Origin of the sequence: Streptomyces sp. NPDC047981, assembly GCF_040653315.1 — a bacterium.
GTDB lineage: Bacteria > Actinomycetota > Actinomycetes > Streptomycetales > Streptomycetaceae > Streptomyces.
The window spans coordinates 1-11,783 of sequence record NZ_JBEZNQ010000065.1 but is presented as its reverse complement, the minus strand read 5'-3'; the positions used below and the strand labels follow the sequence as shown (position 1 = coordinate 11,783).

At 71.3% G+C, this 11,783-nt stretch carries 10 protein-coding genes; 1 reads left to right on the top strand and 9 read right to left on the bottom strand.

Annotated elements, in window-relative coordinates; genetic code table 11:
• Positions 1 to 9 precede the first annotated feature (9 nt).
• The 9 genes from AB0E14_RS29760 to AB0E14_RS29720 form a co-directional block, all read right to left on the bottom strand.
• Positions 10 to 1,554 (bottom strand): 2Fe-2S iron-sulfur cluster-binding protein, encoded by a 1,545-nt coding sequence (locus AB0E14_RS29760; protein ID WP_362424908.1) that lies wholly within the window; start codon positions 1,552 to 1,554, stop codon positions 10 to 12.
• Positions 1,551 to 2,426: an FAD binding domain-containing protein gene (locus AB0E14_RS29755; protein WP_362424905.1), complete on the bottom strand. Its 876-nt coding sequence runs from the start codon at positions 2,424 to 2,426 to the stop codon at positions 1,551 to 1,553. The genes AB0E14_RS29760 and AB0E14_RS29755 overlap by 4 nt, the downstream gene beginning before the upstream one ends.
• Positions 2,427 to 2,651: 225 nt before the next feature.
• Positions 2,652 to 4,277 carry a beta-N-acetylhexosaminidase gene (locus AB0E14_RS29750; RefSeq protein WP_362424902.1) on the bottom strand — a complete coding sequence of 542 codons (1,626 nt, stop codon included), beginning with the start codon at positions 4,275 to 4,277 and terminating at the stop codon, positions 2,652 to 2,654.
• A 4-nt stretch (positions 4,278 to 4,281) separates the two neighbouring features.
• Positions 4,282 to 5,133 (bottom strand): carbohydrate ABC transporter permease, encoded by an 852-nt coding sequence (locus AB0E14_RS29745; RefSeq protein ID WP_362424899.1) that lies wholly within the window; start codon positions 5,131 to 5,133, stop codon positions 4,282 to 4,284.
• Positions 5,130 to 6,089, bottom strand: a complete 960-nt coding sequence (locus tag AB0E14_RS29740; RefSeq protein WP_362424896.1) for a sugar ABC transporter permease — start codon at positions 6,087 to 6,089, stop codon at positions 5,130 to 5,132. Before AB0E14_RS29740 ends, AB0E14_RS29745 begins: the two co-directional genes overlap by 4 nt.
• A 5-nt stretch (positions 6,090 to 6,094) precedes the next feature.
• Positions 6,095 to 7,399 carry an extracellular solute-binding protein gene (locus AB0E14_RS29735; RefSeq protein WP_362424892.1) on the bottom strand — a complete coding sequence of 435 codons (1,305 nt, stop codon included), beginning with the start codon at positions 7,397 to 7,399 and terminating at the stop codon, positions 6,095 to 6,097.
• Positions 7,400 to 7,671: 272 nt separating this feature from the next.
• A complete protein-coding gene (locus AB0E14_RS29730; RefSeq protein ID WP_318106551.1) occupies positions 7,672 to 7,962 on the bottom strand; it encodes a DUF3039 domain-containing protein in 291 nt (96 codons plus the stop codon).
• Positions 7,963 to 7,977: 15 nt separating this feature from the next.
• Positions 7,978 to 9,225, bottom strand: a complete 1,248-nt coding sequence (locus AB0E14_RS29725; RefSeq protein WP_362424888.1) for a transposase — start codon at positions 9,223 to 9,225, stop codon at positions 7,978 to 7,980.
• 110 nt (positions 9,226 to 9,335) lie between these two features.
• Complete coding sequence (locus AB0E14_RS29720; RefSeq protein ID WP_362424886.1) at positions 9,336 to 9,896, bottom strand: YqgE/AlgH family protein; 561 nt, start codon at positions 9,894 to 9,896, stop codon at positions 9,336 to 9,338.
• Between the two features lie 264 nt (positions 9,897 to 10,160).
• On the opposite strand from AB0E14_RS29720, the gene murA reads away from it, so the two are divergent.
• On the top strand, positions 10,161 to 11,501 hold the full coding sequence (murA, locus tag AB0E14_RS29715) for a UDP-N-acetylglucosamine 1-carboxyvinyltransferase (protein ID WP_362424882.1): 1,341 nt from the start codon (positions 10,161 to 10,163) through the stop codon (positions 11,499 to 11,501).
• Positions 11,502 to 11,783: the final 282 nt, after the last annotated feature.

Sequence of the window (11,783 nt, the reverse complement as noted above, 5' to 3'; positions counted from 1 at the left end):
CGTCGCTGCTCACGCCATGCCTCCGTCGTGCGGGTGGGGAATCTGGTGCGGGATGCGCGCCTCGTCCGACGCCGAGGCCGAGGCCGAGGCCGAGGCCGCCGCCTGTGCCTGCGCCTGCGTCTCGCGCTCGGCGACGACCTCGCGCACGGCGTCGAGCACGCCCCGGTAGCCCGAGCACCGGCAGAGGTTGCCGCAGAGCGCCTGGCGGGTCTCCAGCTCGGTCGGAGCGTGGTTCCCCTCGAGCAGGTCGTGGACGGTCATGGCCATGCCCGGTACGCAGTACCCGCACTGGACGGCCCCGCAGCGCGCCAGGGCGCGCTGGACGTCCGAGGGTTCGCCGTCGGTGGCCAGGCCCTCGACCGTACGCACCTCGCTGCCGGCCGCCGTCGCCGCCGGCACCAGGCAGGACGCGACGAGCCGGCCGTCGACCTGGACGTTGCACGCGCCGCACTCGCCCTGCGAGCAGCCGTCCTTGGCACCCGCGAGGCCGAGCCGCTCACGCAGGACGTAGAGCAGCGACTCGCCGATCCACGACTCCGTCACGGGCCGGTCCGCGCCGTTCACCCGCAGGACGTACGAGATGTGCGGGTGCTCGTCGCTGTCCGCGCTGCTGCCCGTGGAAGGCGCGGGAACGGGCTCCTCGGCCGGGTGGTCCTCAGCCGGATGCTCCCCGGCCGGATGCTCCCCGGCCGGATGTTCCCCGGCCGGATGTTCCCCGGCCGACTGGTCCCCTGCCGACCGCTCCTCGCCCGGATGCTCTTCGAACGGACGGTCGTCGAGCGGATGGTCCCCCGCCCCGTGCTCCTCGGCCCCGTGCTCCTCAGCCCCGTGCGCCTCGGCCCCGTGCTCCTCAGCCCGGTGCTCCTCAGCCGGGTGCTCCTCGACCGGAAGGTCCTCGGGCCCCGCCGCCGGCTCCTCCTCGGCCTGCGCCTGAGCCGTCTCCGCCGTCTCCGGCTGCTGCACCGCCCACGGCGCCGGAGCACCGCCCGGCAGGGTCGCCGGAGCGCTGCTCGCGTACTGCGCCAGCATCGACGTCGTGTACTCGCCCGACTCCTCGAAGGCTTCGGCGCCCTCCGCCACGACCGGGATCGTCCACTGGCCCGTCGATCCGGAGTCGGTGAAGTTCCACTGGCCCGTCGCATGCGGGTCGGGCTCCCCCGGCGTCGGCGCCGCCGCGGCGTCCGGGAACGTCCACTCGGCCGTCGCCTGCGGGTCCCGCTCGGTCAGGGACTCGGGCAGGGACTCGGGCATGGGCTCGGCCAGGTGCTCGGGCAGGGGCTCCACGTGCTCCGCCGCCGTCGGCGTGTGCACCACCCACTGGCCCGTCGCCGCCGGGTCCGTCCCCGCAGCCGGGGTGAGCGGGGTCAGCGGCACGATCATCGGCGGTACGTAGCCGTGGCCGGGGGCCTCCAGCGGGACGCCGTCGAGCATGAACTCCGGGGGCAGGTGGACGAAGGCCGTGGCGTCGCCGTCGTACCCCTCGCTCTGCGGGATCGGCTCCCAGCCGCCCGCGTAGCCGTTGCCGTGCTGGTTCTCGTTCGGTTCGTTGCTCACGACAGCGCCCTCCCCAGTGCCCGTCGAGCCAGCGCGGCGACCGTGCGCCGCAGGTGCAGTACCGCAGGTGGCAGCTGCTCCTCGCCCGGCGGGTCCGGGATGCAGGCCGCCGCCACATACTCGCCGAAGGCCGTCAGCGCCTCCGGGGCGAGGCCCCGGTCGCCGTCCCAGTCGACCAGCGAGGCGATCCAGTGCTCGGCCTCCAGGGGCCGCAGCGGCATCGGGGCGATCGCGCCGACCGCGCAGCGCACGCCGCGCCGCGCCGGGTCGAGGACGACCGCGACGGAGGCGGTGGCGCGGGCCGGGCCGGTGCGGCCGGTGGCCTTGAGGAAGACCTGCGGGGCGTGCAGGAGGGGGACGCGGACGAACGCGACCAGCTCGCCGGGGGCCAGCAGGTCGCGGCCGGCGAGCAGGTGGGAGACCGGGATCTCGCGCGTGCCGAGCGGGCCGAGGACGACGAGGTCCGCCTCCAGGGCCGCCAGGACGGGCAGCGAGTCGCCCGTGGGCGCCGCGGTGACGATGTTGCCGCCGAGCGTGCCCGCGTTGCGGATCTGGGGCGGCCCGGCGGCGCGCGCGGCCGCGGCGAGGGCGGGGATGAGGGCGGCGAAGTCGGGGCGGCCCATCCGGGAGTGGGTGAGGCCGGCCCCGAGCAGGGCGTGGCCGTCCTGGTACTGCCAGCCGCGGATCTCGTTGATCCGGCCGAGGCCGACGAGGCCGGCCGGCCTGAGCTGCCCCTTGTTGACGGCGGCCATCAGGTCCGTGCCGCCCGCGACGGGCACGGCGGCGGGCATGGCGGTGAGCGCCGCCACGGCCTCGTCGAGCGAGGCCGGCAGCGTCACGGACTGCGCCGTCTGTGGTGCGTGCGTGGTCAACCCGCTGCCCCTTCCCGGTGTCCCCGGCGGTCCCCGACTCGTCCCCGGCTGCCCTGCCTGTGTGGCCGTACCGTACGTGCTCACAGGCTGATCGTGGCAACTCTGGCACATCTTCCGAGCCGTCCGACGCGAGGGTCCGCGAAGGACGGTTCCGTCCAGGAAGCCCCACGGGAGACGTTAACTTCCGTTTTGCCGCTCTTGGGTGACGTGGGGAAGCGAGGTGCCTCACACGTTCGGGGGCGCCCCCTCGATGGGCCTGCCGAGGACGCCGGGCCGCTGCTGCCAGGGGTGGGGTCCACCGGGCGGCCGGTAGTCGACGCCGAGGGCGTCCAGGCGCCGGTAGTGGGCGGCCATCCGGCGCTCGAAGGCGGCGAAGTCCCGCTCGGCCGGAGCGGGCAGGGCGGACCAGGCGACCTCGGCGAAGGCGGCGAGGCGCGGGAAGGTCTGGTAGTCGACCCGGGAGCGGTTCTCCATGACCTCGGTCCACACGTTGGCCTGGGTGCCCAGGACGTGGGCGGCGGCCTCGGCGCTCAGGCCCGGCGGGACGGGCTCGAAGCGATAGACGTCCTCCAGGGTCCGTACGTAACCGATGGGCATCGGCTCTTCCTCGCCCGCCGCCTGACGGTGGTCCAGGTACACCTGCTGCTCGGGGCACATGACGACGTCGTGGCCGGCCTCGGCGGCGGTGACGCCGCCCGCGTAGCCGCGCCAGGAGGAGACGGCGGCGCCGGGCGCGAGGCCGCCCTCCAGGATCTCGTCCCAGCCGATGAGGCGGCGGCCCCGGTCGGCGAGCCAGCGGTCGAAGTGGCGGATGAACCAGGACTGGAGCTCGTCCTCGTCGGCGAGGCCCAGCTCCTTGATGCGGGCCTGGGCCGTCGCGGACTCCTTCCACTGGTCCTTGGGGCACTCGTCGCCGCCGATGTGGACGAAGGTGGACGGGAAGAGGTCGAGGATCTCCTCGAAGACGCCCTCGTAGAAGCGCAGGGTGGCGTCGGTGGGGGCGAGGACGTTCGGGTTGACGCCCCAGGTGTCCCAGACGGTCAGCGCGCTCGTGTCGACGACGTCGGTGTTGCCGAGTTCGGGGTAGGCGGCGATGGCGGCCTGGGAGTGGCCGGGGATGTCGATCTCGGGGACGACGGTGATGTGCCGCTCGGCGGCGTACGCGACGATCTCGCGGATGTCGTCCTGGGTGTAGAAGCCGCCGTGCGGGGTCTCGTTCCAGAGCGGGGAGGCCCGGTGCCCCCACTTCGTACGGGCCCGCCAGGCGCCGACCTCGGTGAGGCGCGGGTGGCGCTTGATCTCGACGCGCCAGCCCTGGTCGTCGGTGAGGTGGAAGTGGAAGACGTTCAGCTTGTGCGCGGCCAGCAGGTCGAGCTGGCGCAGGATGTCGTCCTTGGGCAGGAAGTGCCGGGACACGTCGAGCATGAGCCCGCGCCAGCCGAACCGGGGGGCGTCGGTGACGACCTGGGTGTTCACGGACGCGACCGCGCCGGGGCGCGGGGCCCTGCGGAAGGCGTCGGGGCCGAGGAGCTGACGCAGTGTCTGGGCGCCCCAGAAGACGCCGGCCGGGTCGCCGCCCGCGATCTCGGCGCCGTCCGTCGTCACGGTCAGCCGGGACGCCTCCGGGCCCAGGGCGTCGTCGACGCGCAGCGACAGGCCGGCGGCGGAGCCCTCCGGCGCGGGCGGCAGCGGCAGGCCGAAGGCGGCGCCGAGGGCGGCGCGCAGCCAGCGCTCGGTCGACTCGGTGCCGGGCGCGGCCGTCAGGGACGTACGGGAGTCCAGTACCAGGGCGTCGCTGTGGGGTCCCTCGACCTTCGAGGGCGCCGGAACGAGGTCCTTGAAGTCGGTCATGACGTCAGTCCTTCACCGCCCCGCCGAGTCCGGAGACCAGGCGGCGCTGTACGAGTACGAAGAAGACGAGCACCGGGATGGTCATCACGGTCGATCCCGCCATGATGCCTCCCCAGTCGTTCTCGTCGGGCTTGAAGAAGACGAGCAGCGCCATCGGGAGGGTGGACTGCGAGGTGTCGCTGATGAGGAAGGACTTCGCGAACAGGAAGTCGTTCCAGGTGGAGATGAACGAGAAGACGCTCGTCGCCACGAGACCCGGGAAGACCAGCGGGAAGAGGATCTGCCAGAGGAAGCGGGTACGGCTCGCGCCGTCGATCGCGGCCTGTTCCTCCAGCGCTTCGGGCACCGCCTTGACGAAGCCGCGGAGCATCCAGATCGCGAACGGCAGCGAGAAGGCGATGTGCGGCAGGATCAGCGAGCCGAGCGTGTTGAGCTGCCCGAAGTCCCGCATCAGGAAGAAGAGCGGGATGGTCAGCGCCTCGATCGGCACCATCTGCGCGACGAGGAACATGATCAGCAGCGTGGTGCGGAAGCGGAACCGGAACCGGGTGACGGCGGTCGCCGCGAGGAAGGCGATGAGCGCGGAGGCGAGGACGACCGCGCAGGCGACGGTCAGGGAGTTGAGGAAGTACCGGCCGAAGTCCTGCTGTTCGAAGACGCGCCGGAAGGAGTCGAGGGACGGGGAGAGGGTCCACGGCCGCGGCCGGGTCGACTGGATCTCGCCGGCCGGTTTGAAGGCCGAGAGGACCATCCAGTACAGCGGGAAGGCGACGACGACGGCGACGAGCAGGGCGGTCGCCTCGGCGGCGAGGCGCCCGGGCCGGCGTATCGGGATCCGGGTACGAAGGCTGCTCACAGTTCTTCCCCCTGGCGGCGCAGCAGTCGGAGGTACACCAGCGTCACCGCGAGCAGGATCAGCAGCATGACGACGCCGATCGCCGAGCCCAGGCTGTACTGGGAGGAGGCGAAGGCCTTCTGGTACGCGTACACGTTGAGGACGAGGTTCTGGCCGGCGATGCCGCCGCCGTTGGTCATGACGTAGATCTGGGTGAAGACCTTGAAGTCCCAGATGATCGACTGGATCGTGACGACGACCAGGATCGGCCGGAGCATCGGCGCGGTGACCGAGCGCCAGATCCGCCACTGCGAGGCGCCGTCGAGGGCCGCGGCCTCCAGGACCTCGCCGGGGATGGCCTTGATGCCCGCGTAGACGGTGACCATCACGAACGGGAACGAGCACCAGACGACCTCGAAGAGGACGAGCGCGAAGGCGCTGTAGCGCCCGTACGTCCAGGAGAAGTCGCCGAGCCCGAGCAGCCGGTTGACCGGGCCGAAGTCGGGGTCGAAGAGGAAGACCCAGACCGTGGAGCCGGTGACGGCGGGGGTGGCCCAGGCGCCGAGTGCGGCGAGCATCAGCGCGAGCCGGGGCACGGCCCGTACGCGGGTCAGGAGCACCGCGAGCGCGCAGCCCACCGCGAGGGTGGTGACGACGCAGGCGGCGGCAAAGAGGACGGTGGCGAGGAGGACCTGCCAGAACTGCGGGTCGCCGAAGAGGGTGGCGTAGTTGCCGAAGCCCTGGAAGGAGGTCGGCTCGCCGCCGCTGACCTGGGCCTGGGTGTACTCCAGGAAGGAGATGAGCCCGAGCTGGTAGATGGGGTAGAGCAGCAGCCCGCCGAGGACGACGAGGGCGGGGAGCAGATAGAGCCAGGGGGTCCAGCCGGAGCCGCCCCTGGGGTGCCGGGGGCGGCGGGGCGGGCGGACGGCGGGCGCGGTCGGCGCCCCGGGCGTCTTGGGTGCGGTGGTCAGGGTCATGCCGGTCAGCCCGCGGCCGCGAACGCCGCGTCCATCTTCTTCGCGGCCTCGTCGGAGGCCGTCTTCACGTCCTTACGGCCGCTGACGATCTCCTGGAACATCGTCGGCAGCACCAGCGAGGCGTCGATCTGGCCCCAGCCGGGCGAGGCGGGGACGAACTTCGCGCCGGCGCCGAGGGTGTCGATGAAGGGCTTCACGAAGGGCTGCTTCTCGGCGGCCTTCGCCCGGACGTCGGTGTAGGTGGGCAGGAAGCCCATCGCGTCGAAGAGCTTGCCCTGGGTCTCCTTGCCGGTCAGCGACTTCATCAGGTCGACGGCGAGGGTGCGGTGCGAACTGCTCTTCATCAGGCCGATGTTGTTGCCGCCCGCGAAGGCCGGGGCGATGGAGCCGGGGGTCAGGCCGGGCAGCGGGACGACGGCGTACTTGCCCTTGACGGCGCCGGCCTCGATCGCGGCGTGGCTGAAGTCGCCGCCGATGGCCATGGCGGCCTTGCCGGAGGCGAAGGCGGTGACGGTGGCGTTGCCGCCCATCTGGGCGCACTTGGCGGCCGGGCAGTTGTCGTCGCCGAAGAGGGAGGTGTAGGTGGTGATGCCGGTGCGGGCGGCCTCGCTGTTGATGGCCGAGGTGTACGCGGTGCCGTTCTGCGTGGCGAGTTCGCCGCCGTTGGCCCAGATGAACGGCATGGCGCCGTAGGTGTAGGCGCCGCCGACGGCGAGCCCATAGAGCTCGGGCTTGGCCTTGCGCACCTTCTTCGCGGTCGCGATCAGTTCGGCCTGGGTCTTGGGGGCGGCGAGGCCGAGGTCCTTGAAGACGTCGGTGCGGTAGTAGAGCGCGCGGACGCCGACGAAGAGGGGCGCGCCGTAGACCTTGCCGTCGACGGTGACGGAGGCCCTGGCGGTGGCGTCGGTGTCCTTGGCCTGGTCCCAGGCGCCGAACTCGGCGCTGATGTCGGCGAGTCCGCCGTCCTTCACATAGCCGGCGGTGTCGGTGTTGCCGTACTCGATGAGGTCGGGCGCGGACTTCGGGTCGTTGAAGGCGGCCTTGACGCGCTGGGCGCGGGTCTCGACGGGGATGTACTCGACCTCCACCTTCGCGCCCTTGTTGCGCTGTTCGAAGGCGGCGACGGCCTCGTCGACGACCTTCTTCTTGGGCGCGTTGTCGACCTCCTGGAAGAGCCAGACGCGCAGGGTGCCGCTCTTCTCGTCGCTCGCGGCCTTGCCGTCGGAGGTCTGCGGGGCGCAGCCGGTGGCGACGAGTCCGGCGAGGACGAGGGCGGTGACGGGGGCGGAGAAACGAGCAGGAAGCTTCATGGCGGATCCCCTCCGAATGCGTTGCAACATACGCAACGGGCGTTTCGTGCTGCACAACACGCGTGAGGTTAGGGGCGGACCAACTCCCGGACAAGTGGTCTCAACCACTCTGTGACCGGCCGACGCACCCCGTGCAACGCGCGCCCCCCTCGCACAAGCCCCCGGACACGCGAACGGCCCCCGGCGCGCGCACCGAAGTGCGCGCACCGGGGGCCGTCCCGACGACCTGACCCGTAACCCGGCGAACGGCCCCCCAGGACCGTCCCGCAGGCCTACTTCTTGTCCTTGCCGCCCTTGTCCTTGTCGCCACCGCCGGCGCCCATGGACTCGTAGATCTCCTTGCACATGGGGCAGACCGGGTACTTCTTGGGGTCGCGCCCCGGAACCCAGACCTTCCCGCACAGCGCCACCACGGGAGTGCCGTCGAGGGCGCTCGCCATGATCTTGTCCTTCTGGACGTAATGGGCGTAGCGCTCGTGGTCGCCGTCACCGTGGGACACCTGCGGCGTCGGCTCGACGAGGGTTCCCGTACCTGCCCCGCGCTCGGGCTCGAGAGTGCTCATGGGACCCAAGGGTAATCAACCGCCCGCCATGGAAGCGACAGGGCTTGCACGACGGGCATCGAGCGGTTCGACACGCCGCATGCGTCCAGCTCCCCTCAGGCCTGAGGAGGCAGGGGCCGCTGATGGGGCCCCGCGTCGCCACAGCTCCAGGCCTCTGGCCCGGATGTTGCGGGAGCCGTTCCGATCCGCGTGATCAACGAATCCGCAGGACCGGCACGCGAAACGGGCCTGGGAGACCCGGTTCGCCTTGTCGACATGGCCGCACTCGGCACAGGTGCGAGAGGTGTACGCCGGATCCACGTACACCACGGGCACTCCGGCACGGCGGGCCTTGTACGCGATGAACCCTTCGAGCTGAGCGAAGGACCAGGAGTGGAAGGTGACCCGTTGGGGCTTGCGAAGCCGTACCCGCTCGCGGATGCCCGTGAGGTCCTCCAGGGCGATCCCACGACCGGTGCGTTCAGCCTCGGTCACGATCCTCTTCGCGATCTTGTGGTTGATGTCCTTCGCTCGCCGCGCCTCCTTGCGCCGGCGACGCCGTGCTCGACGCTTGGCAGACTTCGTGTTCCTTTGCTGGAGCTTCCGCCTCAGCCGACGATCGCGGGCACGCAGGCGGTTCAACTGCCGCCCCGCCATGACCTCGCCGTCCGAGGTGGTGGCGATGTTCACGATCCCCAGGTCCACACCGAGGAAGTCGTCCGGCTGATCGTTGAGCTCCGCTTCGGGCACGTCACACGTGGCGACCAGGAACCAGGAGCCGTCCCGACAGAGCAGGTCCGACTCGCCTCGACGATGTAGGGCCAGCTTCTGCAACTGTGCGGGGCTCCCCGAGAACGCGACGTTCTTCAGCCGCCCCTTGATGGTCCAGATGGACACAGTGCCTGCGTCGATACGCCAGGACAGCATGCGATCGTCGTACGGCTGAGCCCCGTCGAGGCGGAAGCGGATCGGACGCTGCGTGGCCTGACGGTAGCGCCGTGATGCCTGATGCCCGAGGTTGCCCGCCCGCGCGTTCGCCCACAGCGCCGCGTACGCGTCGCACACCTTCTTGATGACGTGCTGCGCGGCCTGCGCTCCCAGCCCCCACCGATCCTTGACCTGCGCGTAGACAAGCTTGCGCAGCGAGAAGTTCTTGAACTCCCCCGTCTCGAAAGCGATCTTGCCGACCCAGGAGGCAGCGTCATTGCAGGCACTCAGCGTCACGGCGAGCGCCGACGCCTGCTCGGGCGTCGGTTCCAGCTTGACCTGCACAGTCACCTTCATCGGTGATCACGCTATCCAGCGACTCGCACACCTGGTCCGGATTCGCTCAAGCACCCCGCATCCAGCGACTTCCCGCTCACGTGTTCGCATCGCCACCACGTGCTGCGCCGTCAGTTGAGCGAAGGGTCGTCCGGGTACGTCGCCACGATCGCGAGGTCGCTGCGCTGGCGGCGGAGGACCTCGCGCCAGAGGGATTCCGGGCGCGGGGAGGAGACGTCGCCGGGTTCGGACTCGACGACGTACCAGGCGCCGTCGCCCAGCTCCGTCTCCAGCTGGCCCGGGCCCCAGCCCGCGTAGCCGGCGAAGATCCGCAGGGAGCCGAGGGCCGGGCCGAGGAGTTCGGGCGGGGTCTCCAGGTCGACCAGCCCGATCGCGCCGAACACCCGGCGCCAGCCGAGCGGGCCCTCGTCGCCGGGGATCACCGCCACGCCGAGCGCCGCGTCCAGGGAGACGGGACCGCCCTGGAAGACCACGCCCGGTTCACCCGCGAGGTCGGCCCAGGGGGCGAGGATGTCGCCGACGGTGACCGGCGTCGGTCTGTTCAGGACCACGCCGAGGGAGCCCTCGTCGTCGTGGTCGAGGAGGAGCACCACCGCACGGTCGAAGTTGGGGTCGGCCAGGGCGGGGGTGGCGACGAGCAGCCGTCCTGTGAGCGAGGACACCTCGGTCATGCGACACATGATCCCGCATCTTCCGGCTCCGCGGGGGCCGAAGGGCGCACTGCGGACAGACCGGCGAGCCTCGCAGTTCAGAGGGGTCGCCGAAACCCCGTACGGACACAAACGGACGGTGACGCTCCGCAAGATCGTGTGAACGGAGCGTGTTGTGCCGTATTCATTACATCTGCGAGGCCCCCTTGGGCTTCCAAGACGGGGGTACACGAGCCTTACCCTTTTCCCTGGCCCCTTGCCCGACCTCTCCGGAACGCGAGATTCATGACCGGCACAGACGATGTACTGCTTGTCCACGGCGGAACCCCGCTTGAGGGCGAGATCCGCGTCCGCGGCGCGAAGAACCTCGTGCCCAAGGCGATGGTCGCCGCCCTGCTCGGCAGCGGGCCGAGCCGGCTGCGCAATGTGCCCGACATCCGTGACGTCCGCGTGGTCCGCGGGCTTCTCCAGCTGCACGGAGTGACGGTCCGCCCCGGCGAGGAGCCGGGCGAGCTCGTCCTCGACCCGACGCACGTCGAGTCCGCCAACGTGGCTGACATCGATGCCCACGCCGGTTCGTCGCGGATCCCGATCCTCTTCTGCGGCCCGCTCCTGCACCGCCTCGGCCACGCGTTCATCCCGGGCCTGGGCGGCTGCGACATCGGCGGCCGGCCGATCGACTTCCACTTCGACGTGCTGCGCCAGTTCGGCGCGACGATCGAGAAGCGGGACGACGGCCAGTACCTGGAGGCCCCGCAGCGGCTGCGCGGCACCAAGATCCGGCTGCCGTATCCCTCGGTCGGCTCGACCGAGCAGGTGCTGCTGACCGCCGTCCTGGCGGAGGGCGTCACCGAGCTCTCCAACGCGGCCGTGGAGCCCGAGATCGAGGACCTGATCTGCGTCCTGCAGAAAATGGGCGCGATCATCTCCATGGACACCGACCGGACCATCCGGATCACCGGTGTCGACAAGCTCGACGGCTACACCCACCGCGCGCTCCCGGACCGCCTGGAGGCGGCGTCCTGGGCGTCGGCGGCGCTGGCGACCGAGGGCAACATCTACGTCCGCGGCGCGCAGCAGCGGTCGATGATGACCTTCCTCAACACCTACCGGAAGGTGGGTGGCGCCTTCGAGATCGACGACGAGGGCATCCGCTTCTGGCACCCGGGCGGCTCGCTCAACGCGATCGCCCTGGAGACGGACGTGCACCCCGGCTTCCAGACCGACTGGCAGCAGCCGCTGGTGGTGGCCCTGACGCAGGCCGCGGGCCTCTCCATCGTCCACGAGACGGTGTACGAGTCCCGGCTCGGCTTCACCTCGGCCCTGAACCAGATGGGCGCGCACATCCAGCTGTACCGCGAGTGCCTGGGCGGCTCGGACTGCCGCTTCGGCCAGCGCAACTTCCTGCACTCGGCGGTCGTGTCGGGCCCGACGAAGCTCCAGGGCTCCGACCTGGTCATCCCGGACCTCCGCGGCGGCTTCTCGTACCTGATCGCGGCCCTCGCGGCCCAGGGCACGTCCCGGGTCCACGGCATCGACCTGATCAACCGCGGCTACGAGAACTTCATGGAGAAGCTCGTCGAGCTGGGCGCGAAGGTCGAGCTCCCGGGCAGCGCGCTGGTGTGACGCTCCACGACACGGGCTCCTGGCTCCCGCCGGCCCCCTGCTGGGGGTCCGGGGGTCGTCCCCCGTGCAGGCACAGCATGGAGAAGCTCGTCGAGCTGGGCGCGAAGGTCGAGCTGCCGGGCAGCGCGCTCGTGTAGCTCGGGCGGCTCCCACCCGTGTACGGGCGCGCGCGTCGCCCGTACACGGGCGAACAGAAGGGGGGGGCCCCCCCCGGGGGGGGGGGGGGGCCGCGGGGGGGTGGGGGCCCCCGGCAGGGCCCCGGGGGCGGACAAGGAGGAGTGG

What these genes read in the sequence shown, in the direction of transcription:
- AB0E14_RS29735 (WP_362424892.1), bottom strand. Translation starts at nt 7,399, where the DNA reads ATGAAGCTTCCTGCTCGTTTCTCCGCCCCCGTCACCGCCCTCGTCCTC.
- AB0E14_RS29720 (WP_362424886.1), bottom strand. Translation starts at nt 9,896, where the DNA reads ATGACCGAGGTGTCCTCGCTCACAGGACGGCTGCTCGTCGCCACCCCC.
- AB0E14_RS29725 (WP_362424888.1), bottom strand. Translation starts at nt 9,225, where the DNA reads ATGAAGGTGACTGTGCAGGTCAAGCTGGAACCGACGCCCGAGCAGGCG.
- AB0E14_RS29730 (WP_318106551.1), bottom strand. Translation starts at nt 7,962, where the DNA reads ATGAGCACTCTCGAGCCCGAGCGCGGGGCAGGTACGGGAACCCTCGTC.
- AB0E14_RS29750 (WP_362424902.1), bottom strand. Translation starts at nt 4,277, where the DNA reads ATGACCGACTTCAAGGACCTCGTTCCGGCGCCCTCGAAGGTCGAGGGA.
- murA (WP_362424882.1), top strand. Translation starts at nt 10,161, where the DNA reads ATGACCGGCACAGACGATGTACTGCTTGTCCACGGCGGAACCCCGCTT.
- AB0E14_RS29740 (WP_362424896.1), bottom strand. Translation starts at nt 6,089, where the DNA reads ATGACCCTGACCACCGCACCCAAGACGCCCGGGGCGCCGACCGCGCCC.